The following is a 26,581-nucleotide window of genomic DNA, read 5'->3' on the forward strand; positions in this document are numbered from 1 at the left end:
AAATAGACGATGACGAGTGTGAGCAGCACGGGTCAACTCCGCAAGTAATTAAAAGTAATGGTGCAGACGCACAAACATCTGCATGGCAAACATGCCGAGCACAAAACCACCGCCCACCCATGCAATGCCTTGCAGCAAACGGTTGGTGCGGCGCTGCTCTTGAATGAGCAACTGCAACTGGGCGTTGTCATTATTTTGGCGATGCTTCAAAAAGTCGTGCACCAAACGCGGCAATTCAGGCAAGAGTTTGGCGTAGCGCGGCGCTTCGGCCACCAATTGCTTCCAGAGCTTTTTGGGACCAACTTGGTCGAGCATCCACGTTTCCAAAAACGGTTTGGCGGTGCTCCACAAATCCAAATTGGGGTCGAGCTGACGGCCCAAGCCTTCGATGTTGAGCAGCGTTTTTTGCAACAACACCAGCTGCGGCTGAATTTCCACATTGAAGCGGCGCGAGGTCTGGAACAAACGCATGAGCACCAGACCCAAAGAAATTTCTTTCAGCGGTCGGTCAAAGTAGGGCTCGCACACAGCGCGAATGGCGGACTCCAACTCATCCACACGCGTGTCACCGGGAACCCAGCCCGACTCGATGTGCAGCTCGGCCACGCGCTTGTAGTCGCGGCGGAAAAAGGCCGTGAAGTTTTGCGCCAAATACTCTTTGTCGGTTTCCGTGAGCGTTCCCACGATGCCAAAGTCAAGCGAAATGTAGCGGCCAAAGGTGGCGGGCTCAAGGCTGACTTGGATGTTGCCGGGGTGCATGTCGGCATGGAAAAAACCATCGCGAAACACTTGGGTAAAGAAGATCGTCACGCCATCGCGTGCCAGCTTAGGAATGTCCACGCCCGCCGCACGCAGCTTCTCCACTTGGCTGATGGGCACGCCCTTCATGCGCTCCATCACGATCACGTCATCACGGCAAAAGTCCCAAATCATTTCAGGAATCAACACAAGGTTGAGGCCTTCCATGTTGCGGCGCAACTGCGCAGCATTCGAGGCTTCACGCATGAAATCAAGTTCGTCATGCAGGTACTTGTCAAACTCGGCCACCACTTCGCGGGGCTTCAAGCGTTTGCCGTCGGCACTGAGGCGATCGACCCAGCCAGCCATCATGCGCATGAGGCTCAGGTCTTTGTCAATCACTGTCAGCATGCCGGGGCGCAGCACCTTCACAGCCACTTCACGTGTGACACCGTTGCTGTCTTTGATAACCGCAAAGTGCACTTGTGCAATGGATGCACTGGCCACTGGCTTGTGCGTGAACTCCACAAAAATCTCATTCAACGGGCGGCCAAAGGCGCGCTCGATGGTGCCCACGGCAACGTCTGAAGAAAACGGCGGCACGCGGTCTTGTAAAAACGCCAACTCATCAGCAATGTCTGGTGGCAACAAATCGCGGCGGGTAGACAGCACTTGGCCAAACTTCACAAAGATGGGCCCGAGGTGCTCAAGCGCTTCACGCAAACGCTGGCCACGCGGCGCAGACAAATCGCGCCCCACCGACACAATGCGGGCCAACAAACGCAGGCCCGGCTTTTGGAAACTGGTGAGCACCAGCTCGTCCAAGCCGTAACGCAAGACGATGAAAACAATGTAAATACCGCGCAGCAAACGGGTCATCATGGCGCAGCTTTCTGGGTTTGTTGTTGCACAAAGCTGCGCAGTGCATCGACCGCACGCTTGGCGGTTTGCACCAGGGTGTGCGCAGGTGCATCACCCATGAGACGGGCCACGTCTTCTTCAGGGTCCCAGCGCACGTGGTCGATCAGCCAATTCACTTCAGCGGCCAGCTGCACATCGCCTTCGATGCGAATGGCAGGCTTCTCGCCTTGCAACACGGTCTTGGCCAACTCAAACGGTGAAGGTTCGTTCACACGCAGCACGAGGTCGGCGGCTTTAGCGCCGGCTTCGGGTGTGATGAACTCCACCAAGCCTGCAGGTGTGAACGCGCATTGAAACATTTGGTCACGCCAGCACACTTGCACTTGGCGGCCTTTTTGGCGTTGCAAGCGGTCGCGTGCCGCAGGCTCTTGCATGAGGATGTGGTTCAACAAGAGCACTACACGCTGCTGCACTTCAGCCACAGCCCAAGCGGGCGGGGTGAACGATTGCGCGAAATCTGCGGGGAGTTGGGTGCGCAGCGTGTCTGCTGCATCGGCCAACCAAGAAAAAGGGGACTGTGTTGCCATAGTCCCCAATTATTCCTTGTTTGGGCGCCCTTCTCGGCACGCCCTGATTTAACCGGTTTATTGCAAGGCTTGTACGCCTGCCACCAACCAGCCCAAGCTGCCGTCTTTGGGCTTGGTCATGTTCCACACTTCGCGGAACGGTGTGGGACCAGAAGATGGCTCTTCACGGATCAAGCCCGAGAACTCCACGCTGGCCATGTAATTGTTGCCCACATCTTCAATGCCCAACAAGTGTGCATCGAGCATGACCACGTCGGTGTGATTCACTTGGCCGTTGGCTGTGGCTTCGCGCTCAGCCAATTGGGCTTTGATTTCGTCCAACATGCTGTCGGTCATCATGGTGCGCAACGCGGAAATGTCGGAACGGTCCCACGCATGCTGCAAGGTCATGAAGTTTTGCTTGGCCGCGTTGACAAAGCCTGCGGTGTCAAAGTCAGCAGGGATGCCCCACGTTTGGCTACCGCCCAAAGCGGAACCAATCATCGAGCCACCAGCAGCAGGCGTGAAATTGGCTTGCGTGTCCATGGGGCGGGCTGACGAGTCGTTTCCCACATTCTTGGGGTTGTACTGAGGCAGTGTGCTGGGGTTAGCAGGTGCGCCAGCGCCTTCAAAGGCGTAGGGGCTGGTGTTGCTGGCTGCAGGTTGTTGACGGCGACGCATGATGGCACCAATGACCATCATCACGACCAAGGCCAACACGCCAAACATCAAGAACTGACCAAACTCAGCACCAAAGCCCATGGAGTGGGCCAACCAAGCAAGGCCCAAACCGGCAGCCAAACCACCGAGCATGCCGCCCATGCCACCAAAGCGGCTAGGCGCAGCAGCTGGTGCTGCGGGCGCTTGCGGAGCTGCAGCAGGCGCAGCATTGGGCGTGGCAGCAGGTGCAGGCTTGGCAGCTTCGCGTTGCGTCACATTGCTGGACTGCTGGCCCATCGATTTGCCGCCGCCCATGCGTTTAGCGGCTTCAGCGTGCATGGTGGCAAATGCCATGGCCACCACAAAAAGGGCTGTCAAAAGTTTTTTCATCGTGTCGTCTCCTGTTATCTCAACCGTTCAGCACTTGATTCCAACATGAAGCGCCACAACGCCGGCGCTCATGTTGTGAAAGTCCACATGGCCAAAGCCATTTTGTTTCATAAGGGATTTCAGTTCCTCTTGGCCGGGGTGCATGCGAATGGACTCGGCCAAATATTGGTAGCTCGACGCATCGCCCGCAATCATTTGCCCCAGCTTGGGCAAGATGTTGAAGGAGTACCAGTCGTAGGCTTTCTCCAGCGGCTTGGCCACTTTGGAAAACTCCAACACCAGCAACTTGCCGTTGGGCTTGAGCACACGGCACATTTCGCGCAGGGCGGCGTCTTTGTGCGTCATGTTGCGCAGACCGAAGGCCACGCTGACCACATCAAAGTGGTTATCGGGGAAAGGCAGTTTTTCGGCATCGCACACCAAGGTGGGCAAGACCATGCCATGGTCGAGCAAGCGATCGCGGCCTGTGCGCAACATGGCTTCGTTGATGTCTGTGTGCACCACGCAGCCGGTTTTGCCAACCTTCTTGGCAAAAGCCATCGACAGGTCACCCGTGCCGCCTGCGATATCGAGCACTTGCGAGCCCTCACGCAAGTCAGCCACCATGACGGTGTAGCGCTTCCACACACGGTGCAGACCGGCGGACATGAGGTCGTTCATCACGTCGTACTTGGACGCGACCGAGTCAAACACGCCACGGACGTGTTTGGCTTTTTCTTTTTCGTCGACGGTTTTGAAACCGAAATGTGTGCTGCTCATATTGGTAATGGTATCAATGCGCGTGGCTGCTACAACCCGCGCCGCCTTTTTCAGGCATGGCCGCGTCGCGGTCGGTTCCTGCGGCTTGCAAGCGGCGCTCGTAATCAGCCCACAGCTGGTCTTGCTCAGAACCCAAGAAATACAGGTATTCCCAGGTAAACAAGCCGCTGTCATGGCCGTCGCTGAAGGTGGGTTTGATGGCGTAGTTGCCAATGGGCTCTAAGCCTTCCAGCTCGACCAAGCGCTTGCCAGTTTGCAACACCTCTTGGCCAGGGCCATGGCCTTGCACTTCAGCCGAAGGGCTGTAGACGCGCATCAGTTCAAACGGGATGCGAAACGTCGCGCCGTCGGCAAAGCTGACTTCCAACACACGCGATGCGCCGTGCACCGTGATGTCTTGGGGTGTAGGCGTGTGTTTTTCTAAGCCAGCCATGCGTTTTCCTAGTTAAACGAGCACGCGCTCAATGCCACCGGCATTGGCTTGAGCAACGTATTCGGGCATCCACTGCTCACCCAAAATTTTGCGTGCCATCTCGACAACGATGTAGTCGGCTTCGAGCAAACCGTTTTGCAAGTCGTCACCGTAGCGGCTCAGACCTTGCAAACAGCTGGGGCAGCTGGTGAGGATCTTCATGTCGCCTTTTGCCTCGCCTGTCATGGCACGCAGAGCAGCTTCGTCTTTTTGCAACTCGGCTTCTTTGCGGAAGCGCACTTGGGTGGAAATGTCAGGACGCGTCACACCTAAGGTGCCAGACTCGCCGCAGCAGCGGTCGCTCTTGCGGATTTGGTCGCCCAGCAAAGCCTTGACCGTTTTCATCGGATCTTGCTGCTTCATGGGGCTGTGGCATGGGTCGTGGAACAAATAGCCCGCTTGGTCAGCCGTACTGAGCTTGATGTCCTTCTCCAACAAATATTCATGGATGTCGACGATGCGGCAGCCAGGGAAAATTTTGTCGAACTCGTAGCCTTGCAGTTGGTCAAAGCAAGTGCCGCAGCTCACTACCACGGTTTTGATGTCGAGGTAGTTGAGCGTGTTGGCCACACGGTGGAACAGCACGCGGTTATCCGTGATGATCTTGTCGGCTTTGTCAAACTGGCCCGAACCTTTTTGTGGATAGCCGCAGCATAGGTAGCCGGGTGGCAACACGGTTTGCACACCGGCGTGCCACAGCATGGCTTGCGTGGCGAGGCCCACTTGGCTGAACAAACGCTCAGAGCCGCAACCGGGGAAATAGAACACCGCTTCTGTTTCAGAGGTGGTGGTTTTCGGGTCGCGAATGATCGGCACGTAATCGTTGTTCTCGATGTCGAGCAAAGCACGCGCAGTCTTCTTAGGCAGGTTGCCCGGCATCTTCTTGTTGATGAAGTGAATCACCTGCTCTTTGATGGGCGCCGCACCCACGGTGGCAGGTGGTGCCTTGGTTTGTTTGCGCGCCACCACTTTGAGAAGATCGTGCGCAAAGCGTTGCAGCTTCATGCCCACACCCACCATCGCAGTACGAGCGAACTTAATGGTTTCAGGGTTGGTGGCATTGAGCATGAACATCGCCGCCGCATTGCCGGGACGGAAAGTTTTCTGGCCCATCTTGCGCAACAAGTTGCGCATGTTCATGGTCACATCGCCAAAGTCAATCTTGACAGGGCAAGGCGTCAAACACTTGTGGCACACCGTGCAGTGGTCGGCCACGTCTTCAAACTCTTGCCAATGTTTGATGGACACACCACGGCGGGTTTGCTCTTCGTACAAGAAAGCTTCGACCAGCAGCGACGTAGCCAAAATTTTGTTACGTGGGCTGTACAGCAAGTTGGCACGTGGCACGTGTGTCGAGCACACGGGCTTGCACTTGCCGCAACGCAAACAGTCTTTCACCGAATCGGCAATCGCACCAATGTCGGACTGCTGCATGATCAGCGATTCGTGACCCATCAAACCAAAGCTTGGTGTGTAGGCTTGGCTCAAGTCGGCGTGGCGCAAGGATGTGTCCACATCTTGGTTGCGCAGCAATTTGCCTTTGTTGAAACGGCCCTCTGGGTCGACTTTAGCTTTGTAGTCAGCAAACGGTTTCAGCTCGTCGTCGGTCAAAAACTCCAGCTTGGTGATGCCAATGCCGTGCTCGCCAGAAATCACGCCGTCCAACGAGCGCGCCAACACCATGATGCGGGCCACCGCCTCGTGGGCGGTTTGCAGCATGGCGTAGTTGTCGCTGTTGACGGGGATATTGGTGTGCACGTTGCCGTCACCGGCGTGCATGTGCAGGGCCACCCACACGCGGCCTTTGAGCACGCGTTTGTGAATGGCGTTGCACTCTTCCAAGATGGGCGCGAGTTGCGCACCTGTGAAGATGTTTTGCAACTGCGCACGGATTTGTGTTTTCCAGCTCGCACGCAAGGTATGGTCTTGCAACTGTGGGAACAGTGCATCGCACTCGTTGAGCCACTGCTGCCACAGGCCACGCACTTCACCCACAAGCGAGCGGGCTTGTTGCACGCGGTCTTCCAGCAATTCGGGCGTTGAAATATCGGCTGCATCGTCAGACTTACCCAAAGGCAAATTACCTTTGGCGAAGAAGTCTTCCAACGCATCGCAGAGTTCGAGCTTGTTGCGCAGGCTCAGCTCGATGTTGATGCGCTCGATGCCATCGGTGTACTCGGCCATACGTGGCAAAGGAATCACCACGTCTTCGTTGACCTTGAACGCGTTGGTGTGACGGCTGATCGCAGCGGTGCGCTTGCGATCGAGCCAAAACTTTTTACGCGCTTCTGCACTCACGGCCACAAAGCACTCGCCGCTGCGGGTGTTGGCCATGCGTGAGACTTCAGAGGTGACGCGCGCCACTTCGTCAGCGTCGTCGCCGGCGATGTCGCCAATCAGCAGCATCTTGGGCAGGCCACCGCGTTTGCTCTTGGTGGCATAACCCACGGCGCGCAAGTAGCGGTCGTCCAAATGCTCAAGGCCGGCCAGCAACACGCCGCTGCGCTTTTGCTCGGCAAACATGTAGTCTTTGATTTCTACGATGCTTGGCACAGCGTCTTTGGCGTTGCCGAAGAACTCCATACACACGGTGCGTGTGTGCACAGGCATGCGGTGCAAGATCCAGCGTGCGCTGGTGATCAAACCATCGCAGCCTTCTTTTTGCACGCCGGGCAAACCGCTGAGGAACTTATCGGTCACGTCTTTGCCCAAGCCTTCTTTGCGGAAAGACTTGCCGGGAATGTCGAGGCGCTCTTGGCGGATGAATGTTTTGCCGTCGGCTTGGTAGTACTTCAAATCGAAGCTGGCCATCTCGGCATCGTGAATCTTGCCGAGGTTGTGGTCCACGCGAATGACGTCGAGCCACTCAGCATCGGGGGTGACCATGCGCCAGCTGGCCAAGTTGTCGAGCGCGGTGCCCCACAACACGGCTTTTTTGCCGCCTGCGTTCATGGCGATGTTGCCACCGATGCACGAGGCTTCGGCAGAAGTGGGATCTACCGCAAACACAAAACCACCGCGCTCAGCCGCATCGGCCACACGCTGGGTAACCACACCGGCTTCGGTGTAAATCGTGGGCACTTTGTGCGCGATGCCAGGCAAGTCGACCATTTCGACTTCGGTCATGGCTTCAAGTTTTTCGGTGTTGATGACCGCGCTCTTCCACGTGAGCGGAATCGCGCCACCTGTGTAGCCTGTGCCGCCGCCACGAGGGACGATAGTGAGGCCAAGATCGATACAACCTTTGACCAAGCCAGCCATTTCTTCTTCGGTGTCTGGGGTCAACACCACGAAGGGGTATTCCACACGCCAGTCGGTGGCGTCGGTCACGTGGCTCACACGTGAGAGGCCATCGAACTTGATGTTGTCGTTGGCGGTGTGCTTCTTGAGCATGCGTGCTGCTTTTTTACGCAGTGCGGCAATCGCTTCGAATTGGCTGTTGAAAGTTTCAATCGCGCGACTGGCAGCTTGCAACAGTTGGCCCACCATGACATCACGCTCGGCATCGACATCAGGCGTGCGACGCTGCTCGACTTCGCCCAAACGGTGATGCAAGGCCTCGACCAATTGAACGCGGCGCTTGGGGTTGTCGAGCAAGTCGTCTTGCAAGTAGGGGTTGCGCTGCACCACCCAGATGTCGCCCAACACTTCATACAACATGCGGGCCGAGCGGCCGGTGCGGCGCTCTTGGCGCAAACGCAGCAGCAGTTCCCACGCATCTGCACCGAGCAAACGGAGCACGATTTCTCGGTCAGAGAAGGATGTGTAGTTGTAGGGAATTTCGCGCAGTCGCGGGCTTTCTTCAGCCGTGGCGAGCAAGTGGTTCAGCGAGGTGGGAGCATTCATGGTGTGATGTGCGCGCTAAGGCGCATTGAGGCGCGAATTAAGGCCCGATTTTACTGCAGGGGCTTAGGTTCTCTGAGGAGAGGGCCTTAGTGCACTTACTGGGGCTGGGGGTGTACGACATCGGCTTTTAAGGTTATTCGACAACCCAAAGCTCAAGGCGAGTTGCCTGTGTGCGCGGTGAGCGACATTCTGAGCGAAGCGAAGAGGAGCCAACGTGCATACAGGCAACTCACCTTGAGCGCTTCACATCAACGCTGCCAACCTTTGCACATCAACCATTGAGCTGTACCGCACACGATGACCAAAGCCGAATAAGTGGCCATTTTTCCGTCTAAGCCCCATAAAACCAGGCCACCAGCCATGACGGCTGTGCCCAAAACACCACTCACCACGGTTTGTAGCAACAAGCTCCAGCTGGCTAAGGGCAGCCACCAGCGGGCGGTGAAGCGGGCTACCAGCACACAAAACAGGGCCACGCCCCATGCCGGGGCAATGAAGTTAAAAGTGTGAAGGATTTGTTCTAAAGGACCCATGTGAGTAAATTTTATAATGTGCGCTATGGCAGTCTGGGCTTTAGGCCTCAATCACACGACAGCCCCGCTTGATTTGCGGGGCCGTTTTACTTTTACGGTCGAACAAATGGGTTCGACCATCGCCACCCTGCGCCACACTTTTTCACCCGACAGCGAGGTGGCCATTCTCTCCACCTGCAACCGCACCGAGATTTATTGCGCGGGCGGCGAGACCCAAATGCAGCAGACCATGGCTTGGTTGGCCCAGTCTGGCGGAGTGTCAGCCGAGGATTTGAAAGACCACACTTACGCCCTGCTAGAAGCTGATGCGGCCCGTCACGCATTCCGCGTGGCCAGCGGCCTCGACTCCATGGTGTTGGGCGAGCCGCAAATCTTGGGCCAAATGAAAGACGCGGTGCGTGCGGCCTCTGAAGCCGGCGCACTGGGCACCACACTTAACCAACTCTTCCAACGCTCATTTGCTGTGGCCAAAGAAGTGCGCAGCTCCACCGAGATTGGCGCGCATTCCATCAGCATGGCAGCTGCGGCTGTTCGTTTGGCCAGCCAGCTGTTTGAAGACCTCAGCGAAACCCGCGTGCTGTTTGTGGGCGCGGGCGAAATGATCGAGCTGTGCGCCACCCACTTCGCGGCCAAGAACCCCAAGGCGATTGCCATTGCTAACCGCACTCTGGAACGCGGCGAAAAACTGGCCACCCAATTCAGCGGCGAAGTCATGCGCTTGGCCGACTTGCCGCAGCGACTGCACGAGTTTGATGTGGTCATCAGCTGCACCGCCAGCACCCTACCCTTGATTGGTTTGGGCGCAGTCGAGCGCGCACTCAAGCAACGCAAACACCGCCCCATGTTCATGGTCGACTTGGCTGTACCACGCGACATCGAGCCAGAGGTGAAGTCGCTCGAAGACGTGTATCTGTACACCGTGGACGATTTATCCGACGTGGTGCAAACCGGCCAAGCCAACCGCCAAGCCGCGGTGGCACAAGCCGAAGCCATCATCGACGCAGGCGTGCAAAGCTTTGAACACTGGATGGACCAGCGCAGCAACGTGCCGCTGATTCAGCAACTCAATGCGCAATCCGAAGATTGGCGCAGTGCCGAATTGACCCGCGCGCGTAAAGCGATTGCCAAAGGCGACGATGTGGATGCCGTACTGGAAAGCCTGTCACGCGGACTGACCCAAAAAATGCTGCACGGCGCAATGGCCGAATTGCATGCGGGTGATGCGGAATCGCGCGAACGTGCACGCCACGCGATTGAGCATTTCTTTTTGCGCGGCAACCGTTAGGCGCTGACCCCATGAAAGACTTTCTGCGCGCTCAGCTTGAGCGCCACGCCCAACGCTTGAACGAACTCGACTTCTTGCTGTCTCGCGAAGACATCATGAAGGACATGACACAGTTCCTAGCTTTGTCACGCGAACACACCGATGTGACCGCCACTGCCGGCCGCTACGCCCGCTACCAACAACGTGAAGCCGATGTGCAAGCCGCACAGCAGATGCTGCAAGACGGCGGTGATGACGCCGACATGCGCGCCATGGCCGAAGAAGAAATTGCCAGCGCCGAAACCGAACTGTTGCAACTCGAAGCCGAGCTGCAACGCATGCTCTTGCCCAAAGATCCAGACGATGCACGCCCTGCCTTCATCGAAATCCGCGCAGGCACGGGCGGTGATGAATCTGCCTTGTTTGCCGCCGACTTGCTGCGCATGTACATGCGCTATGCCGAGCGCCAAGGGTGGCGCACCGAGATCGTGAGCGAATCACAAAGCGAACTGGGCGGCTACAAAGAAGTGGTCGTGCGCATGGACGGAGGTTCAAGTGGCGACGGCGTGTATGGTTGGCTCAAGTTCGAGTCAGGCGGCCACCGCGTGCAGCGCGTTCCAGCTACTGAAACACAAGGCCGCATCCACACCAGCGCGTGCACGGTGGCGGTGCTACCCGAGCCGGACGAAGCCGAGGCCATCAAAATCAATCCGTCGGATTTGCGCATCGACACCTACCGCGCCAGCGGTGCGGGTGGCCAGCACATCAACAAAACAGACTCTGCCGTGCGCATCACCCACTTGCCCACGGGCATCGTGGCCGAATGCCAAGACGGCCGCAGCCAACACAGCAACAAAGCGCAAGCGCTGAAAGTGTTGACCGCACGCATCCAAGAAAAAGACCGCTCCGAGCGCGCTGCCAAAGATGCGGCCATGCGCAAAGGGTTGATTGGCAGCGGCGACCGCAGCGACCGAATTCGCACTTACAACTTTCCGCAAGGGCGTTGGAGTGACCACCGCATCAACCTCACGCTGTACAAACTCAACTTCATCATGGAAGGCGATTTAAGCGAAGCGATGCAGGCGCTGAAACACGCGCATGAGGCCGAGCAGTTGGCAGCACTGGAAGGCAACACATGAGCGTGTTGACCTTGGCGCAAGCCGCTGCATGGGCGCAAACCTTGGGCCTGCCTCGCCTAGACGCGCAAGTGCTGTTGTTACACGCCTTGGGCCGCTCACCGCACGACCGAGCATGGCTTTTGGCGCATGGCGATGACACGCTGGACGCCACTGCGCAAACCACCTTTGAAACCCATGTACAACGCCGCCTCAACACCGAACCCGTGGCCTACATCACTGGCCAAAAAGAGTTTTTTGGTTTGACGCTGCAGGTGGACCACCGCGTGCTCGACCCACGTGCCGACACCGAAACATTGGTGGAGTGGGCCATGTCTTGCCTCGCCGATACCTCGTCACCTGAAGTGGTGGACCTAGGAACCGGCAGCGGCGCGATTGCTTTAGCCATCAAACACACACGCCCTGATGCCCAAGTGAGCGCGGTGGATGCCAGCGCCGATGCCTTGGCTGTGGCCAGCGCAAACGCCGAACGCTTGGCATTGCCAGTGGACTTCCACCACGGTTCGTGGCTTGCCCCTTTGAACGGTCACACCTTTGACGCGATCGTGTCCAACCCGCCCTACGTGGCCAGCGATGATGAACACTTGGCCGCGCTGAAGCATGAGCCTTTGTCCGCACTGGCTTCTGGGGCGGATGGCCTAGACGACATTCGCACCATCGTGCGCGAAGCTGCGCAACACCTCAGGCCCAACGGCTGGCTGCTGCTCGAACACGGTTACGACCAAGCCCATGCCGTGCAAACCCTGCTGGGCAACCAAGGGTTTGTGAACGTACAAAGCCGTCCTGACCTTGCGGGAATCCTGCGCTGCTCGGGTGGACAATGGCCAACAGTGAAATAATTAACCTTTATTTGGAGAGAACCCATGAGCGACGCACAACAACGCATTGATGAACTCGTGAAAGGCAACGAAGTGTTGCTGTTTATGAAAGGCAGCGCCAGCTTCCCCATGTGTGGCTTTTCGGGCCGTGCAATTCAAGTGCTCAAAGCTTGCGGCGTAGAACCCAAAGCCATCAAAACTGTGAACGTGCTGGACGACGCAGAAATTCGCCAAGGCATCAAGGAATACAGCAACTGGCCCACCATCCCTCAGCTCTACATCAAGGGCGAGTTCATCGGTGGCTCAGACATCATGATGGAAATGTATGAGTCGGGCGAGTTGCAAAAAGTCATCAACGGCTGATTGACCTTGAGTCTGATACGAGTCTGATACGGACCGATAGAACAAAGCCCGCTTAAAGCGGGCTTTTTTATTGCACGGGCACTGGGTCTGGCAACGGCACGGGTGAGGGTGCATCGTTATAAGGCGGTGCTGACACTGGCACCAGCAACTGGTCAGTTTTGCACTGGGCATTGCCATAACGCTGCACACACAAATTGACTGAACACGACGCAACGGCCATCTTGCGCACTGCCTCGTTTTGGTCAATCACCACTGTTTCTTGGTATGGGATGTATTCAGGGCGGGTGATGTCGTTGCAAATGGTGTGCACTTGGTTGCCATCTCTACGACTGAAGCAGTTGCGCATGCCGGTGGACACATGGATCACGCGCTGACGTGTTTGAACCACTTGCACTTTGCTCTCGGGGTAGTCGGCCCAAGCTTGTGGTGCACATTCGCTCTCTACCGCGCGATAGGCTTTGGTGGCGCAACCTGTCAACAGCACAGTTGCCAACACAAGTACCCACGTTTTCATTGCCACCCCTTTTGCGCTGCCAACACAGCATTTGGATATGGCGCTTGCCCACGGCTGCCGTTGTAACGGCCTAGCGCCAAAAATAAGTCTCCATTCTCAACGTTCAAGTAGTGCCGCAAGATGACGCAGCCAAAGCGCAAATTGGTCTGCGCTTGAAACAGCACACTGGCATCCCCGTCAGCCAGCACACGCGTCCAAAACGGCATGACCTGCATAAAACCTCTCGCCCCTGCGCTGCTGATGGCAAATTTACGAAATCCGCTTTCCACTTGAATGAGGCCGAGCACCAGCGATGGCTCCAAGCCAGCGCGCTGACTTTCGTACCAAACGGTTTGCAAAAACTCACGGCGCAAATGAGAGTTGGCCAATTCATGCGCTAGGAAGTCAGGGGCAACATTTGAGCTATTTGGGGCAGCTGCAATGGCAACGTTTGCCACGCTCGCAGCTGTGGGGCTGCTCTTACGACGTTGCAAATGCTTGTCGAGTCGCGCTTCATTTTGTGTCAGCCACTGCCCAAACGCATTGACTGCCTTCACATCAGCATGAACCAAAGTGGGTGGGCCAGACTGATGCACCGCCGCACTCAGCGCGGTACGCACAGAGTCGATCAAGGGCTCTTCACGTTGCGTACCCGCTTGTACAGCGCTGATGAACGTCAAAAACAAAAGCGGCCCCAAACGGAGCCGCCATGTTGCCATTGGCGCGCGCAGCACACGACTGAAAAGACGCAGGCTGCGGGCCATGAGAATCACAAACCGAGCTTGGCCTTTACGTGCGCCAATACATCGGCCACAGCCACTTTGGTGGACTCGGTGTCGCGGCGATTTTGGTACTCGACCACGCCGTCTTTCAAACCCTTGTCACCAATGGTCACGCGGTGTGGCACACCGATCAGTTCCCAATCAGCAAACATCGCGCCGGGGCGCTCGCCACGGTCGTCCAAGATGACGTCCACGCCCAAGGCCAACAGTTCTTCGTAGAGCTTGTAAGCAGCATCTTTCACATCTTCGCTACGGTCCATGTTGACGGGGCAAATCACGACTGTGAACGGCGCAATCGCATCGGGCCAAATGATGCCGCGCTCGTCGTGGTTTTGCTCAATGGCGGCAGCGGGCAAGCGCGTCACGCCAATGCCGTAGCAACCCATTTCCATGAACTGGGGTTTGCCATTCACATCCAAGAACGTGGCGTTCATGGCTTGGCTGTATTTGGTGCCGAGGTAGAACACATGGCCCACTTCGATGCCGCGCTCAATGGCGAGCACGCCTTGACCGTCTGGGGAAGCGTCACCCGCCACCACGTTGCGAATGTCGGCCACAAAATCAGGCTCGGCCACATCGCGGCCAAAGTTCACGCCGGTCATGTGGAAGTCCACTTCGTTGGCGCCGCAAATCCAATCAGGCATCACAGCCACATCACGGTCAGCCACGATCTTCAAAGGTTGCTTTAAGTTGACGGGACCGAGGTAGCCGGGCTTGCAACCAAAGTGGTCGTCAATCTCAGCGGTGGTGGCAAAGCGGAAGCCGCCTTCAAAGCCGGGCAGCTTGCCCACTTTGACTTCGTTCATGTCGTGATCGCCGCGCAAGAGCAAGAGCCACACGTGTGATTTGACGACTTCGCCTTTGTCGTTGAGGGTATCGGTGGCCAACACCAATGACTTGACGGTGGTGTGCAACGGCACATTCAACAAAGCAGCCACGTCTTCGCAAGTGCTCTTGCCAGGTGTGGCCGTTTTGGTCAGGGGCTGCACGGCTGCGCCGCGCGTTTGCGCAGGTGCCAAAGCCTCGGCTTTTTCCATGTTGGCGGCGTAAGTGCTGGTGGGGCAATAGACGATGGCGTCTTCGCCGGTGGCGGCAATCACTTGGAACTCTTCGCTCAAGTCGCCACCAATCGCGCCGCTGTCTGCGGCCACGGCACGGTAGGTCAAGCCGAAGCGGTCAAAAATATTGCGGTACGCACCCGCCATGACTTGGTAGCTTTGCTTGGCGCTGTCTTGGTCGCGGTCAAAGCTGTACGCGTCTTTCATGATGAATTCGCGGCCACGCATCAAACCAAAGCGTGGGCGACGCTCGTCGCGGAATTTGGTTTGGATTTGGTAGAAGTTTTTGGGCAGCTGCTTGTAGCTGCGAATTTCTTGCCGGGCGATGTCGGTCACCACTTCTTCGCTGGTGGGTTGCACCACAAAGTCGCGGCCGTGGCGGTCTTTGATACGCAAGAGTTCTGGGCCCATCTTGTCGAAGCGACCGGTTTCTTGCCACAGCTCTGCGGGTTGAACCACGGGCATGGTCAGCTCGATCGCGCCCGCTTTGTTCATCTCTTCACGCACGATGGCCTCGACCTTGCGGATCACGCGCAAGCCCATAGGCATGTAGTTGTAAATGCCAGCGCCAAGCTTTTTGATCAAGCCCGCTCGCATCATCAATTTGTGGCTGACCACTTCGGCATCAGCGGGAGCGTCTTTGAGGGTGGAGATGAGAAACTGGGAGGCTTTCATGCGTGCAATCGAATCGTCAATTTAGTAGGGAAATTAGGGCAAATTCTGAGTGAACTGCTGCAGCTCTGTGCATAATCGACTCAGTTTAAAAATTTGAGGTTCGATTATGCTTGACCGAGAAGGGTTCAGACCCAACGTCGGCATCATCTTGCTCAACCAGAAAAATCAGGTTTTTTGGGGCAAACGCATTCGCACCCACAGCTGGCAGTTTCCGCAAGGCGGCATCGACCGTGGTGAAACACCAGAGCAGGCCATGATTCGTGAATTGCACGAAGAAGTGGGGCTCAGACAAGAGCATGTGCGCATCGTTGCCCGTACCCGTGATTGGTTGCGCTATGAGGTGCCAGACCGGTTCATCCGCCGAGACGCGCGCGGTTTTTACAAAGGCCAAAAGCAAATTTGGTTTTTGCTGCAAATGGTCGCGCCCGACCACCATCTGAATTTGCGTGCCACCGACCATCCCGAGTTTGACGCTTGGCGTTGGAACGATTACTGGGTGCCGCTCGATTTGGTGGTCGAGTTCAAACGCGGGGTTTACGAAATGGCACTGACCGAGTTGTCACGCTTTTTGCCGCGCCAAGATAACCGCAGCCGTTATTTGCGTGCAGGTCAACATCAGCAACAAGAGCACGTTACCAGCCACAAGCGATTTGGGCCGGCCATCAACATGGAGTTGCCGCCAGGCGCGACCTTTGACCCAGACCCACAGGCTGATTTGCGACATCGCGAAGGCTCATGAAAAAAGCCCACTTAGGTGGGCTTTTTCTTATTTGGAAAGCACCAAGTTGTCGCGGTGCACCATCTCTGGCTCTGCGGCGTAACCAAGCAATTCCGACATTTGGCTAGATGGCTTGCGGCACAGCAACCGCGCTTCGGCGGCTGCATAGTTGGCCAAGCCGCGTGCGACTTCTTGGCCTTGGCTGTCCAAAATCGCAATCACTTCACCGCGCGAAAAATCGCCATCCACACCGGTCATGCCAATGGGCAAGAGGCTTGAACCATCACCCTTGAGCTTACTCACCGCGCCATCGTCGATGGTGACGGAACCGCGCAGTTGCAGATGGTCGGCCATCCACTGCTTGCGGGCTTGTTGTTTTTGGGTTTGTGCCACCAGCAACGTGCCAATGGCTTCGCCTTGGGTCAAACGCACCAAAGCATCAGGCTCGCGGCCCCATGCAATGACGGTGGATGCACCCGAACCTGCGGCGCGTTTGGCCGCCAAAATTTTGGTGATCATGCCGCCCTTGCCAATGCTGGAGCCTGCGCCACCCGCCATCTCTTCGAGCTTGGCATCGCCTGCTCGTGCTTCGTGCACAAAGGTGGCAGTGGGGTCACGGCGCGGGTCGGCGGTGTACAAACCTTTTTGGTCGGTCAAGATGATGAGGGCATCGGCTTCGACCAAGTTGGCCACCAACGCACCCAAGGTGTCGTTGTCACCAAACTTGATTTCGTCGTTGACCACGGTGTCGTTCTCGTTGATCACAGGCAACACGCCATGCGTGAGCAGTGTCAACAAGGTGGAACGGGCATTGAGGTAACGCTCGCGGTCAGCAAGATCAGCATGCGTGAGCAAGACCTGGGCTGAGCCCAAACCGTTTTCGCGCAACTTGGTTTCGTACATATGGGCCAAGCCCATTTGCCCCACCGCAGCAGCAGCTTGCAGTTCGTTCAATTCTTGCGGGCGGGTAGTCCAGCCCAAGCGCTTCATACCTTCGGCAATCGCGCCGCTGGACACCATGATGACTTCGCGGCCATCACGCACCAAGGCGCTGAGCTGGCGACACCATTCGCCAATGGCTTGTTCGTCTAAACCACGGCCTTCGTTGGTGACCAAGCTAGAGCCGACCTTGACCACGATGCGGCGTGCATCGCGCAACACGGTGGAGGTGGAAAGCGTCATGGCTGCTTATTCAGGCGTGGGCTCAACAAAGCGTGGGTCAACATACTCAGGCGGCTGCTCAGCCACCTGTTGCGCTTTGATGTGTTTGTAAATGTCTTTGATCAAGTGCTCGCAGCCCTCGCGCGTGAGCGCAGAGATTTGGAACACTGGACCTTTGTATTTCATACGCTTGACGAAGTCAGCCACCAAGGCTTCGCGCTCATCGGCTGCGACCATGTCGAGCTTGTTGAGCACGATCCAACGCGGCTTGTCGTACAAGGCTTTGTCGTATTTTTTGAGTTCGTTGACGATGGCCTTGGCTTGCGCCACAGGGTCCACGCCTTCATCGAACGGTGCAATGTCCACAAGATGCAGCAACAAACGTGTGCGCTGCAAATGGCGCAAGAACTGATGGCCCAAGCCCGCACCGTCAGATGCGCCTTCAATCAAACCCGGCACATCGGCGACCACAAAGCTTTGCTCTGCAGCCACACGCACCACACCTAAGTTGGGGTGCAAGGTGGTGAAGGGATAGTCGGCAATCTTGGGGCGCGCATTGGAAATGGCGGAAATCAGGGTGGATTTGCCGGCGTTAGGCATGCCCAACAAACCGACGTCAGCCAAGACCTTTAACTCAAGTTTGAGTTCGCGCTTCTCACCGGGCCAGCCCGGAGTTTTTTGACGCGGCGCGCGGTTGATCGCGCTTTTGAAACGCATATTGCCAAAGCCACCGTCACCGCCCTTGGCGATGGTGATGACTTCGCCCGGAGTGAGCAACTCAAACAACACGTCGCCGGTTTCGACGTCGGTGATGATGGTGCCCACGGGCATTTTCAAAATGATGTCGTCGCCTGCATGGCCGAACATGTCGGAACCCATGCCGTGTTGGCCGCGTTTGGCCTCGTGGCGACGTGAGTAACGGAAGTCGACCAAGGTGTTGAGGTTGGGGTCAGCCACGGCGAACACATGGCCGCCGCGCCCGCCGTCGCCACCGTTGGGGCCGCCGAACTCTTTGTACTTCTCATGACGGAAGGAGACGCAGCCGTTCCCCCCATCACCAGCGGCGATGTCGATATAGGCTTCGTCTACGAATTTCATGGGTCTAGTGTAAAAAGTAAAGCCCCGACAAGTCGGGGCTTTGTCACAAATCAGTTTGAAAAAATCAAACGGGTGTGATGTTGACCATGTGCTTGTTCAAAGCGCCTTTAACGCCGAACGAGACGTGGCCGTCAACCAATGCGAACAATGTGTGGTCTTTGCCCACGCCGACGTTGACGCCGGGGTGGAATTTGGTACCACGTTGACGCACGATGATGGAGCCAGCGGAGATCAACTCACCGCCGAAAGCCTTCACACCGAGCATTTTGGGCTTGGAATCACGCCCGTTGCGCGTAGAGCCGCCGCCTTTTTTCTGTGCCATGTCAAATGCTCCTTAGCCGTTGATGGAAGCAATCTGCAATTCAGTGAATTGCTGACGATGCCCTTGGCGTTTTTGATAGTGCTTACGACGACGCATTTTGAAAATGCGAACTTTGTCGTGTTTGCCATGAGACAAAACTGTCACTGTGACAGTTGCACCGGACACCAAGGGTGTGCCGACCTTGAGTTCAGCGCCGTTACCGACTGCCAAAACTTGATCGATCACAATCTCTTGGCCTACGTCCGCAGCAATCTGTTCTACTTTAATTTTTTCACCAGCAGCAACACGATACTGTTTGCCACCGGTTTTTATGACCGCGTACATGTGAGACCTCTAGATAAGAATCTATGTGGATATCTACGGACGGATTTCCGCAGAGCCCGAAATTATAGCAGTGAAAGGCCTAGTTCTGCCAATCCCTATAATCCAACAGCGTTTAGGCGCTTTTCGTCTCATTTCTTCTAGTCATACTTTGTCCACTACACCCGCCAATCCCTTAGCCCTGATTGCTGCCGATATGGCAGAAGTTGACCGCGTCATCGCGCAACGCTTGGATTCGGGCGTGCCGCTGGTGAGCACCGTGTCTCAGTACATCATCTCTGCAGGTGGCAAGCGCATTCGCCCCGCCCTGCTCTTGCTCATGGCCGGTGCCTTGGGCTACACCGACGGCCAGCGCCACAATTTGGCCGCTGTGGTGGAGTTCATCCACACCGCCACCTTGCTGCACGACGATGTGGTGGATGAATCCACCCTACGCCGCGGCCGCCCCACCGCCAACGAGTCGTTTGGCAACCCCGCCAGCGTGTTAGTGGGCGACTTTTTATATTCCCGCGCCTTCCAAATGATGGTGGACTCGGGTGAGATGCGCGTCATGGAAGTGCTGGCCGAAGCCACCAACGTGATCGCCGAAGGCGAAGTGCTGCAACTCATGAACATGCACGACGCCTCGCTGGACGAAGCTGGCTATCTGCGCGTGATTCGCTCCAAAACAGCCAAGCTATTTGAAGCGAGCACCCGTTTGGCTGCCATCTTGGCTAAATGCTCACCAGACGTTGAAGCGGCCTGCGCCGACTATGGCCAAGCCTTGGGCACCGCCTTCCAAGTCATTGACGATGTGCTTGACTATGACGGCGACGCCAAAGAACTGGGCAAAAACCTAGGCGACGATTTGCGTGAAGGTAAAAACACCTTGCCGCTGATCATCGCCATGCAGCGCGGCACGCCTGCACAACGCCAAACTATTCAAAGCGCCATTGAAAATGGCGAAATGGATGCCTTGGCCGAAATCGTAGACATTGTCCGCAGCACAGGCGCACTGGAGGCCACCCGCGCCGCAGCCAGCGCTGAAGCCGAACGCGCCATTGCCGCTTTGAATATCTTGCCAGCCAGCGCTTATCGCGATGCCATGCATGCTTTGGCGGCACAGCTGCTTGATCGCCGCAATTAATCTTTTCATAAAGCCCATCGAATGCACGATTTAGACAAACCCTACACCGATAGCATTCAGCAATGGGACATTGCCTGCGATTGTTTCAAAGCAGAATTTAAATTCGACCCGAATGAAATTGTCACGATTGATACGATTCGTGAAATGTTTGCGGAACTCGTGGATGACCACGAGTTGTCGCAAAATGCTTCCATTTCTTTGATGTTCGCCTTGTATTTCTTAGGCTATTTGACGCTGCTGGAAATCATGAAGGCCAAAGACGAGGCTTTTGAAATCGGCAGCATGACCGATTTTTATTTAATCCTAGATCGTGCTGATCAGTGGGCACATCAATCGATCGCGCCTGACAAGCTGGCGGCTTGTGCAGCCCCCATTATTCAAGCTACGCAGCAAATCATGCAAAAGTTGAATTTGGTGCGTTAAACACTGCGCACCAAATTAATTACTCTTCGACCAATTTACAGGGCATTTTGATGCCCTTTTCTGCTCGCTTTTCCTCGCAATAACGCATGGCACGGCGCTCACCCTCGGCCGACATCTTGATATGAATTGAGCAGCGAAATGCCATTTTTTCGCCATCGGAGTGACTATCAAAGGCAGTCGCGCAGTGGCTCATTTCATTCATTTCAGGCTTGAGTTCTTTCCATACAGACCGCAAAGGATCTGGCAACTCACTCAAATGAATCGAGGGATAGTTGCCAATTGGTTTGGCTGAAGCAGCAAAACCAACCAGCGCTAAGGCATAAACCAAGTGTTTAAAGCGATTCATGATTCAGTATCGGCATATATAAATTAAACAGCAGTGGGCTGTGCAATCAACGCTGAATCTAATATGCCAGCAGCTTTCAATGCTTGAACCCAAGTTGGCGACACACCACGGCCAGTCCAAGTTTGTTCAGGATTGGCTGGGTTGCGATATTTAGGAGCCACTTTCTTACCCGCCAACGCACCTTTTTTGGCGGCTTTAGGAGCTTTGCCTGCCTTGGCAGGCTTGCCAGCGCTCAATGCTTTGGTGATATCGGCAGCGGTTAAACCAGCTTCTTTCGCCAACGCAACAATTGTTGCGAGCACTTTGTCATGTGACTTGGATTTCAAAGCCTGCTCTTTTTTGTCCAAGATTTCGCGCTGTTTACGGATAGCGGCGAGTTGATTTGCAACCGTGGTACGTGCCATGAGATATTCCTGTTCAATATGTTTTAAATGAAGCAGTTATTTTAAACATAACTTCCGGAAATTAAAAAGCCCGCACAAAGCGGGCTTTTATGAATTTGATTTGAATATTAATTCAAAGCATCTTTCAAACCTTTACCAGGTTTGAAACGTGGCACCTTAGCAGCTTTGATTTTCAAAGCAGCGCCTGTGCGTGGGTTACGGCCTGTACGCGCAGCACGCTTGCTGACGCTGAAAGTACCAAAACCAACCAAAGTCACGGTGTCGCCTTTTTTGAGTGTCTTTTTGACAGCATCAATGATAGAAGCGAGTGCGCGTGTAGCGGCAGCTTTTGAAATATCAGATTTACCTGCGATGTGTTCAATGAGTTCGGTCTTGTTCACGTTAGTTGTTCCTATTGTTGATTTTTATCAGCAATGCTGATTTGGGCAGTTTACTTAAATTTATCTCTTTGGAAAATACGCCATTTGGCGTATTTGGCTAATAGGCAGCGATATATAGACAACCATCTTTTTGTAATGGCGACCCTCCCTTCACCAAGGTAAAGCGGCAAAAATTCTCATTCAAAAAATGAGGAATTGCATGGCCACGCCTCCCGACACAGCGACCAACACACTGGATGATTTGCTGCGCCAAGCCTTAGCCCAAGGCGCATCCGATGTGCACTTTGAAAGCGGCGAAGACTTTTTTCGTGCACGATTTCGCATAGATGGTTTGCTGCGTATCGCTGCAACGCCCGCACTGTCTTTGCGGGATGCTGTGATGTCGCGCATCAAGGTGTTGGCACGCATGGACATTGCCGAAAAACGCCTGCCGCAAGACGGACGCATTCAATACCCGCACGTTGAACAACTCATTGATTTACGCGTGAGCTCACTACCAACGCTGCATGGCGAAAAAATCGTGATTCGCATTTTGAATTTCAGCCGTGAGCGCCCAGGCTTGGCTGCCCTGGGATATGAACCAGATGACCGCGCCAAACTGGTGCAAGCCCTAGGTCAACCCCATGGTTTGATTTTGATGACTGGCCCAACCGGCTCGGGCAAAACTCTCTCGTTGTACAGCTGCCTTGAGTTGCTAAACCGCACCGAGGTGAATATCTCGACGGTCGAAGACCCTTCGGAAATTCACCTGCCCGGCGCCAATCAGGTCAATATCAATGACCGCGCAGGTTTGACCTTTGCCACGACGCTGCGTGCATTGTTGAGGCAAGACCCAGACATCATCATGGTGGGGGAAATTCGCGATTTAGAAACAGCAGAAATTGCCATTCAAGCCGCACAAACCGGTCACTTGGTGTTGTCCACCCTGCACACGAACGATGCGCCTGGCACTTTGGCTCGCTTGCGTCACATGGGGGTGGCTGCGTTCAATGTGGCCGCCAGCGTGAGCCTGATTACCGCGCAGCGTTTGGTGCGACGGTTATGCGAACACTGCAAACAGCCGTTGGATAGAGCGCAAATCGATTTTTTCTTCAGCCAACTCAACGAACGAGACAACCAAGCCATTCCACCTCACATGCGAACACAGCCAGCACTTTACAAAGCGGTTGGCTGTGAGGCATGTGACAAGGGCTACAAAGGACGCACCGGTTTGTACCAAGTCATGCCCATCAGCGACGCGATGCAAGCACTCATCATGCGCGACAGTGATGCCCAAGCACTGGCTGCGCAGGCCGCGCTAGAAGGCGTGCGCACCTTGCGCCAAGCTGGATGGCTCAAGGTCTTACAAGGCATCACTTCGACAGAAGAAGTCTTGGCGTTGACCCACCATGGCTAAGCAACGTTACGCATGGCGTGGTGTTGACCGACAAGGCCAAGTCGTCACTGGCGAAACACATGCAGCTGGCAAAGATGAAGTGGCTGTGCTGCTGCGCGAACAGCGCATTCGCGCCACACATATCCAGCGTCAGTTTTCGCTACCTATATGGTTGCAACACCAAACCAAGCCGCGCGCATCGGCACGCGACATCACCCAATTCACACGTCAGCTAGCGACGTTGCTGCATGCAGGCGTGCCTCTGCTCCAAGCTTTTGGCATTCTGGATCGCGGCGAGACCAACACGACGTTAAAGGCGATCATCCGAGAACTACACGCACACATCGAAGGCGGCATGGCACTGAACCAAGCGTTGCGACAGCATACGGAATTTGATGCGCTGTACTGCAACCTCGTCGCCGTGGGAGAGTTGGCAGGCATGCTCGACACCATGCTGGAACGCTTGGCCCATCACCTTGAAAAGTCAGAGACCTTGCGCACCACCATTCGCTCCGCGTTGGTCTATCCCAGTGCGGTGCTGGGCATTGCCAGCATCGTGCTGGTTTTGATTTTGGTTTTTGTGGTGCCTGCTTTCCAAAACATCTTTGCCTCTTTCGGTGCCGAACTGCCGTGGCTCACGCGTTGGGTGATTGCGCTGAGCGAAGGCATTCAGCGCTACGGGCTTTGGCTGATGCCGGCCTTGCTCATCGGCACATGGCGGCTGAGGCAGCTGATAAAACAACGCATTCACTGGCAGCGTTATTTACACAGTTTGCTGCTGCGCATCCCGATTGCAGGCCCACTCACCCGCCACGCTTGCACAGCACGATGGACCCGCACCTTGGCCACCTTGTTTGCCGCTGGCGTACCACTCACTGAAGCACTGGAAGCAGTGCAAGGCGTGACGGGTCATCTGTTGTTTCAAGACGCCACGCAAACGATTCAAACGCAGCTCATTCAAGGTCGCGCTTTGTCGCAAGCGCTTGAAAGCACCCAAGGTTTGTTTCCGACCATGGTGGTGCAAATGTGCGCGATTGGCGAAGAGTCTGGGGCACTTGATCACATGCTTGAAAAGACCGCAGAGCACTACGAACGTGAAGTCGAGAACACCGTCTCGCGACTGTCTACACTCTTAGAGCCTTTCATCATGGTGGTGCTGGGTGTATTGATTGGCGGCTTGGTCATGGCTTTGTATCTTCCGATTTTTCAACTGGGGCAAGTGGTATGACGTGGGACCTGACTCTCGCCTTTGGGCTGGGCTTGGTTGTGGGTAGCTTTGTCAATGTGTTGATCCATCGCTTACCACGCATGATCATGGGCGACGCCCATGTCAGCGACGCACAGCCCTACAACCTGTGCTGGCCCGCCTCGCATTGCCCGCAATGCCAATCACCACTCAAGGTATGGCACAACATCCCAGTGCTTAGCTACGTGTGGCTCAAAGGCCGCTGCAGTTTTTGTGGACACAACATCAGCGCGCAATACCCAGTCATCGAACTCACCACCGCTTTGATTTGGCTCAGTAGTATTTGGTACTGGGGGTTCAACGCGACAGGCTTTTGCTGGGCTGGTTTTATCACCACGCTGTTGGCACTGTCTGTGATTGACTGGCAAACCACCTTGTTGCCAGATGACCTCACGCAAGCCTTGGTATGGGGGGGACTGATGGCCTGCGCCTTGGGTTGGTTGCCATTGCGGCTCTCTGAGTCCGTCTGGGGCGCGGTGATTGGGTATACCTCGCTGTGGTCCATCGCAACGGTGTTTGAACGCCTCACAGGCAAGCAAGGCATGGGGGCTGGCGACTTCAAACTTCTTGCGGGCCTAGGTGCTTGGTTGGGTCCTCTGGCGTTGCTGCCCGTTGTCATGCTGGCCAGCCTCAGCGGTGCCAGTGTGGGCTTGATTTTGAAATTTACCCATCGGCTGCGCAGCGATGGGTATGTGCCCTTCGGACCTTTCTTAGCGATGGCTGGCTTGGCGGTTGCCGTCATCGGAATTGATGTGATTGCACGCTGGATGGGTTGGTGATTTTTTGCATAGACTCAGCACCATGACATCTAGGCCCACTCCACTTCGCATTGGCTTAACTGGCGGCATTGGCAGCGGCAAAAGCACGGTCGGTCAAATGCTGCAAGCCCGTGGCGCGGCTCTGATTGACGCCGATGCCATTGCACGCCACGTGACCGCCGCCCACGGTGCGGCCATGCCTGCCATTGCACGCACCTTTGGACCTAACTTCATCACCTCAGACGGCGCACTGGACCGCGAACGCATGCGTGCCCATGTGTTCAGCCAACCCCAAGCCAAGCAAGCACTGGAAGCCATCATCCATCCCTTGGTTGCGCAAGAAACCCAACGGCAAGCGCAAGAAGCCCTGGCCAAAGGCCACAACACTTTGGTGTTTGACGTACCTCTGTTGGTTGAATCAGGCGCACGTTGGCGCATGCAGGTGGACCGGGTTTTGGTCGTGGACTGCACAGAAGCAACCCAAATCCAACGGGTCATGACTCGAAACGGTTTGAGCCGCGAAACCGTTCAAAGCATCATTGCGGCACAAGCCTCGCGCGCTCAGAAATTAGCAGCAGCCGATTGGGTGATTAACAACGACACCATCAGCCTTGAAACGCTGCGCATTGACGTGGAAAACCTACCGATTCCTACGACTTAGATCAAAAGGAAACACCCTGTGAACGGGTATGATCCTCACACTTACAACAGTCCAACACTGAGCTTTTTTCGCGTGATTCTGTACGAACATCCCTTCAACGAACGTGTGCGCACTTACCTGCGCTTGGAACACCTGTTTCAGCGTTTTGAAGAACTCACCCAGCGCGATCATCCGGTGGACAACCACTTTGCGCTCACCACGTTGTTTGAGTTGGTCGAAGCCGGTGGACGCACAGACCTCAAGTCCGATGTGCTCAAAGACTTAGAGCGTCACAAACAACAGTTCAACTCATTGCGTGGCAACCCCTCGGTGTCTGAAACGGCGCTGCAACAGTTGCTCGACAACATCGACCATTGCTACGGCGGGCTCAACGGCGCTGTGGGCAAGATTGGGCAAAACATCACCGAAAACGAATGGCTCTCTGCCTTGCGTAACCGCGTGGCCATTCCTGGCGGCACCTGCTGTTTTGATTTGCCTGCGTACCACGCATGGCAACAACAAAGTCCGGATGTGCGTCGCGCGGATATCTTGCGTTGGTTTGAAGTGTTTCAGCCCATGAAAGATTCGGTGAACCTCTTGCTCTCGCTGATGCGCGACACCGGTACCACTCAAAAAATGATGGCCATGGGTGGTCAATTCCAACAGTCGTTGGCACAGGGCAAGTTCCAACTCATGCGCGTGGCGATTGAACCCGCACTGGGTTTCGTCCCAGAAATCAGCGGCAACCGCTTGATGATTTGGGTGCGCATGATGCGTCAAGACGGCGATGGCCGTTTGCAGCACAGCACCGACGACGTGCCTTTTGAAATGGCTCTTTGCGTTTAAGCC

At 55.7% G+C, this 26,581-nt stretch carries 28 protein-coding genes and 1 pseudogene; 12 read left to right on the forward strand and 17 right to left on the reverse strand.

Translation table 11 applies throughout. The annotated features are described in order from the left end of the window. Positions 1-48: 48 nt before the first annotated feature. The 7 genes from ubiB to C5F52_RS03810 all read right to left on the reverse strand — a co-directional run bounded on the left by ubiB (position 49) and on the right by C5F52_RS03810 (position 8,825). Entirely contained in the window at positions 49-1,617 is a 1,569-nt protein-coding gene (ubiB, locus tag C5F52_RS03780; protein WP_104797159.1) for a ubiquinone biosynthesis regulatory protein kinase UbiB, read from the reverse strand. After that, positions 1,617-2,186, reverse strand: a complete 570-nt coding sequence (locus C5F52_RS03785; RefSeq protein WP_104796959.1) for a hypothetical protein — start codon at positions 2,184-2,186, stop codon at positions 1,617-1,619. Before C5F52_RS03785 ends, ubiB begins: the two co-directional genes overlap by 1 nt. Positions 2,187-2,243: 57 nt before the next feature. Continuing rightward, positions 2,244-3,215: a Tim44 domain-containing protein gene (locus tag C5F52_RS03790; RefSeq protein ID WP_104796960.1), complete on the reverse strand. Its 972-nt coding sequence runs from the start codon at positions 3,213-3,215 to the stop codon at positions 2,244-2,246. Between the two features lie 27 nt (positions 3,216-3,242). Further along, a complete protein-coding gene (ubiE, locus tag C5F52_RS03795) occupies positions 3,243-3,974 on the reverse strand; it encodes a bifunctional demethylmenaquinone methyltransferase/2-methoxy-6-polyprenyl-1,4-benzoquinol methylase UbiE (protein WP_104796961.1) in 732 nt (243 codons plus the stop codon). A gap of 13 nt (positions 3,975-3,987) precedes the next feature. Continuing rightward, on the reverse strand, positions 3,988-4,407 hold the full coding sequence (locus C5F52_RS03800; RefSeq protein ID WP_104796962.1) for a gamma-butyrobetaine hydroxylase-like domain-containing protein: 420 nt from the start codon (positions 4,405-4,407) through the stop codon (positions 3,988-3,990). A 12-nt stretch (positions 4,408-4,419) separates the two neighbouring features. After that, positions 4,420-8,292, reverse strand: coding sequence for an FAD/FMN-binding oxidoreductase (locus C5F52_RS03805; protein ID WP_104796963.1), 3,873 nt, complete (start codon positions 8,290-8,292; stop codon positions 4,420-4,422). 248 nt (positions 8,293-8,540) lie between these two features. Continuing rightward, positions 8,541-8,825 carry a hypothetical protein gene (locus tag C5F52_RS03810; RefSeq protein ID WP_104796964.1) on the reverse strand — a complete coding sequence of 95 codons (285 nt, stop codon included), beginning with the start codon at positions 8,823-8,825 and terminating at the stop codon, positions 8,541-8,543. A 25-nt stretch (positions 8,826-8,850) separates the two neighbouring features. Here C5F52_RS03810 and hemA point away from each other — a divergent pair, with 25 nt between their 5' ends. Genes hemA through grxD form a run of 4 tightly spaced genes read left to right on the forward strand, consistent with a single transcriptional unit; the run spans position 8,851 to position 12,406 of the window. Beyond that, a complete protein-coding gene (hemA, locus tag C5F52_RS03815; protein ID WP_104796965.1) occupies positions 8,851-10,110 on the forward strand; it encodes a glutamyl-tRNA reductase in 1,260 nt (419 codons plus the stop codon). 11 nt (positions 10,111-10,121) lie between these two features. Then, positions 10,122-11,228, forward strand: coding sequence for a peptide chain release factor 1 (gene prfA / locus C5F52_RS03820; protein WP_104796966.1), 1,107 nt, complete (start codon positions 10,122-10,124; stop codon positions 11,226-11,228). After that, a complete protein-coding gene (prmC, locus tag C5F52_RS03825; protein WP_104796967.1) occupies positions 11,225-12,064 on the forward strand; it encodes a peptide chain release factor N(5)-glutamine methyltransferase in 840 nt (279 codons plus the stop codon). The genes prfA and prmC overlap by 4 nt, the downstream gene beginning before the upstream one ends. A 24-nt stretch (positions 12,065-12,088) precedes the next feature. Then, positions 12,089-12,406 (forward strand): Grx4 family monothiol glutaredoxin, encoded by a 318-nt coding sequence (gene grxD / locus C5F52_RS03830; RefSeq protein WP_104796968.1) that lies wholly within the window; start codon positions 12,089-12,091, stop codon positions 12,404-12,406. 67 nt (positions 12,407-12,473) lie between these two features. Here the strand turns inward: grxD and C5F52_RS03835 are convergent, their stop codons facing one another. The 3 genes from C5F52_RS03835 to C5F52_RS03845 form a co-directional block, all read right to left on the reverse strand. Beyond that, on the reverse strand, positions 12,474-12,920 hold the full coding sequence (locus tag C5F52_RS03835; RefSeq protein WP_104796969.1) for a hypothetical protein: 447 nt from the start codon (positions 12,918-12,920) through the stop codon (positions 12,474-12,476). Then, complete coding sequence (locus C5F52_RS03840; protein ID WP_236657704.1) at positions 12,917-13,585, reverse strand: lytic transglycosylase domain-containing protein; 669 nt, start codon at positions 13,583-13,585, stop codon at positions 12,917-12,919. Before C5F52_RS03840 ends, C5F52_RS03835 begins: the two co-directional genes overlap by 4 nt. An 83-nt stretch (positions 13,586-13,668) precedes the next feature. Next, the gene (locus C5F52_RS03845) at positions 13,669-15,414 is read right to left on the reverse strand and encodes a proline--tRNA ligase (RefSeq protein ID WP_104796970.1); all 1,746 of its coding nucleotides are present in this window, start codon (positions 15,412-15,414) and stop codon (positions 13,669-13,671) included. A gap of 106 nt (positions 15,415-15,520) precedes the next feature. On the opposite strand from C5F52_RS03845, the gene C5F52_RS03850 reads away from it, so the two are divergent. Next, positions 15,521-16,153 carry an RNA pyrophosphohydrolase gene (locus tag C5F52_RS03850; protein ID WP_104796971.1) on the forward strand — a complete coding sequence of 211 codons (633 nt, stop codon included), beginning with the start codon at positions 15,521-15,523 and terminating at the stop codon, positions 16,151-16,153. Between the two features lie 27 nt (positions 16,154-16,180). On the opposite strand, the gene proB is transcribed toward C5F52_RS03850, so the two are convergent. From proB to rplU, 4 genes are all read right to left on the reverse strand, one after another. Next, positions 16,181-17,314 carry a glutamate 5-kinase gene (proB, locus tag C5F52_RS03855; protein WP_104796972.1) on the reverse strand — a complete coding sequence of 378 codons (1,134 nt, stop codon included), beginning with the start codon at positions 17,312-17,314 and terminating at the stop codon, positions 16,181-16,183. Positions 17,315-17,320: 6 nt separating this feature from the next. After that, positions 17,321-18,391, reverse strand: coding sequence for an Obg family GTPase CgtA (cgtA, locus tag C5F52_RS03860; protein ID WP_104796973.1), 1,071 nt, complete (start codon positions 18,389-18,391; stop codon positions 17,321-17,323). 64 nt (positions 18,392-18,455) lie between these two features. Further along, positions 18,456-18,713, reverse strand: a complete 258-nt coding sequence (rpmA, locus tag C5F52_RS03865) for a 50S ribosomal protein L27 (protein ID WP_104796974.1) — start codon at positions 18,711-18,713, stop codon at positions 18,456-18,458. 12 nt (positions 18,714-18,725) lie between these two features. Beyond that, a complete protein-coding gene (gene rplU / locus C5F52_RS03870; protein WP_104796975.1) occupies positions 18,726-19,037 on the reverse strand; it encodes a 50S ribosomal protein L21 in 312 nt (103 codons plus the stop codon). A gap of 193 nt (positions 19,038-19,230) precedes the next feature. On the opposite strand from rplU, the gene C5F52_RS03875 reads away from it, so the two are divergent. Further along, positions 19,231-20,160: a polyprenyl synthetase family protein gene (locus C5F52_RS03875; protein WP_104796976.1), complete on the forward strand. Its 930-nt coding sequence runs from the start codon at positions 19,231-19,233 to the stop codon at positions 20,158-20,160. Positions 20,161-20,181: 21 nt separating this feature from the next. Next, positions 20,182-20,583, forward strand: a complete 402-nt coding sequence (locus C5F52_RS03880) for a hypothetical protein (protein WP_104796977.1) — start codon at positions 20,182-20,184, stop codon at positions 20,581-20,583. A 19-nt stretch (positions 20,584-20,602) separates the two neighbouring features. Here the strand turns inward: C5F52_RS03880 and C5F52_RS03885 are convergent, their stop codons facing one another. From C5F52_RS03885 to C5F52_RS03895, 3 genes are all read right to left on the reverse strand, one after another. Further along, a complete protein-coding gene (locus C5F52_RS03885; protein ID WP_104796978.1) occupies positions 20,603-20,929 on the reverse strand; it encodes a hypothetical protein in 327 nt (108 codons plus the stop codon). Between the two features lie 23 nt (positions 20,930-20,952). Beyond that, a complete protein-coding gene (locus C5F52_RS03890; RefSeq protein WP_104796979.1) occupies positions 20,953-21,333 on the reverse strand; it encodes an H-NS histone family protein in 381 nt (126 codons plus the stop codon). Between the two features lie 107 nt (positions 21,334-21,440). Beyond that, on the reverse strand, positions 21,441-21,713 hold the full coding sequence (locus C5F52_RS03895; protein WP_104796980.1) for an HU family DNA-binding protein: 273 nt from the start codon (positions 21,711-21,713) through the stop codon (positions 21,441-21,443). A 232-nt stretch (positions 21,714-21,945) separates the two neighbouring features. Between C5F52_RS03895 and C5F52_RS03900 the strand changes: the two are divergent. From C5F52_RS03900 to zapD, 5 genes and pseudogenes are all read left to right on the forward strand, one after another. Then, positions 21,946-23,109: pseudogene (locus tag C5F52_RS03900) on the forward strand (GspE/PulE family protein); the annotation flags it as partial. After that, the gene (locus tag C5F52_RS03905; RefSeq protein WP_104796982.1) at positions 23,102-24,316 is read left to right on the forward strand and encodes a type II secretion system F family protein; all 1,215 of its coding nucleotides are present in this window, start codon (positions 23,102-23,104) and stop codon (positions 24,314-24,316) included. The pseudogene C5F52_RS03900 and the gene C5F52_RS03905, both read left to right, overlap by 8 nt. After that, positions 24,313-25,113 carry an A24 family peptidase gene (locus C5F52_RS03910; protein ID WP_104796983.1) on the forward strand — a complete coding sequence of 267 codons (801 nt, stop codon included), beginning with the start codon at positions 24,313-24,315 and terminating at the stop codon, positions 25,111-25,113. Before C5F52_RS03905 ends, C5F52_RS03910 begins: the two co-directional genes overlap by 4 nt. A 22-nt stretch (positions 25,114-25,135) precedes the next feature. Beyond that, complete coding sequence (gene coaE, locus C5F52_RS03915; protein WP_104796984.1) at positions 25,136-25,753, forward strand: dephospho-CoA kinase; 618 nt, start codon at positions 25,136-25,138, stop codon at positions 25,751-25,753. Between the two features lie 72 nt (positions 25,754-25,825). Next, the gene (gene zapD / locus C5F52_RS03920; RefSeq protein ID WP_104796985.1) at positions 25,826-26,578 is read left to right on the forward strand and encodes a cell division protein ZapD; all 753 of its coding nucleotides are present in this window, start codon (positions 25,826-25,828) and stop codon (positions 26,576-26,578) included. The last annotated feature ends 3 nt before the right edge of the window (positions 26,579-26,581 follow it).

It is taken from the genome of Limnohabitans sp. TS-CS-82 (genome assembly GCF_002943475.1).

Coding starts and splice junctions, on each gene's coding strand:
- grxD (WP_104796968.1), top strand. CDS start 12,089: ATGAGCGACGCACAACAACGCATTGATGAACTCGTGAAAGGCAACGAA.
- cgtA (WP_104796973.1), bottom strand. CDS start 18,391: ATGAAATTCGTAGACGAAGCCTATATCGACATCGCCGCTGGTGATGGG.
- C5F52_RS03875 (WP_104796976.1), top strand. CDS start 19,231: ATGGCAGAAGTTGACCGCGTCATCGCGCAACGCTTGGATTCGGGCGTG.
- C5F52_RS03885 (WP_104796978.1), bottom strand. CDS start 20,929: ATGAATCGCTTTAAACACTTGGTTTATGCCTTAGCGCTGGTTGGTTTT.
- hemA (WP_104796965.1), top strand. CDS start 8,851: ATGGCAGTCTGGGCTTTAGGCCTCAATCACACGACAGCCCCGCTTGAT.
- C5F52_RS03805 (WP_104796963.1), bottom strand. CDS start 8,292: ATGAATGCTCCCACCTCGCTGAACCACTTGCTCGCCACGGCTGAAGAA.
- proB (WP_104796972.1), bottom strand. CDS start 17,314: ATGACGCTTTCCACCTCCACCGTGTTGCGCGATGCACGCCGCATCGTG.
- ubiB (WP_104797159.1), bottom strand. CDS start 1,617: ATGACCCGTTTGCTGCGCGGTATTTACATTGTTTTCATCGTCTTGCGT.
- C5F52_RS03890 (WP_104796979.1), bottom strand. CDS start 21,333: ATGGCACGTACCACGGTTGCAAATCAACTCGCCGCTATCCGTAAACAG.
- coaE (WP_104796984.1), top strand. CDS start 25,136: ATGACATCTAGGCCCACTCCACTTCGCATTGGCTTAACTGGCGGCATT.
- C5F52_RS03845 (WP_104796970.1), bottom strand. CDS start 15,414: ATGAAAGCCTCCCAGTTTCTCATCTCCACCCTCAAAGACGCTCCCGCT.
- C5F52_RS03850 (WP_104796971.1), top strand. CDS start 15,521: ATGCTTGACCGAGAAGGGTTCAGACCCAACGTCGGCATCATCTTGCTC.
- ubiE (WP_104796961.1), bottom strand. CDS start 3,974: ATGAGCAGCACACATTTCGGTTTCAAAACCGTCGACGAAAAAGAAAAA.
- C5F52_RS03800 (WP_104796962.1), bottom strand. CDS start 4,407: ATGGCTGGCTTAGAAAAACACACGCCTACACCCCAAGACATCACGGTG.
- C5F52_RS03810 (WP_104796964.1), bottom strand. CDS start 8,825: ATGGGTCCTTTAGAACAAATCCTTCACACTTTTAACTTCATTGCCCCG.
- C5F52_RS03910 (WP_104796983.1), top strand. CDS start 24,313: ATGACGTGGGACCTGACTCTCGCCTTTGGGCTGGGCTTGGTTGTGGGT.
- rpmA (WP_104796974.1), bottom strand. CDS start 18,713: ATGGCACAGAAAAAAGGCGGCGGCTCTACGCGCAACGGGCGTGATTCC.
- rplU (WP_104796975.1), bottom strand. CDS start 19,037: ATGTACGCGGTCATAAAAACCGGTGGCAAACAGTATCGTGTTGCTGCT.
- C5F52_RS03880 (WP_104796977.1), top strand. CDS start 20,182: ATGCACGATTTAGACAAACCCTACACCGATAGCATTCAGCAATGGGAC.
- C5F52_RS03905 (WP_104796982.1), top strand. CDS start 23,102: ATGGCTAAGCAACGTTACGCATGGCGTGGTGTTGACCGACAAGGCCAA.
- C5F52_RS03785 (WP_104796959.1), bottom strand. CDS start 2,186: ATGGCAACACAGTCCCCTTTTTCTTGGTTGGCCGATGCAGCAGACACG.
- prmC (WP_104796967.1), top strand. CDS start 11,225: ATGAGCGTGTTGACCTTGGCGCAAGCCGCTGCATGGGCGCAAACCTTG.
- C5F52_RS03790 (WP_104796960.1), bottom strand. CDS start 3,215: ATGAAAAAACTTTTGACAGCCCTTTTTGTGGTGGCCATGGCATTTGCC.
- C5F52_RS03835 (WP_104796969.1), bottom strand. CDS start 12,920: ATGAAAACGTGGGTACTTGTGTTGGCAACTGTGCTGTTGACAGGTTGC.
- prfA (WP_104796966.1), top strand. CDS start 10,122: ATGAAAGACTTTCTGCGCGCTCAGCTTGAGCGCCACGCCCAACGCTTG.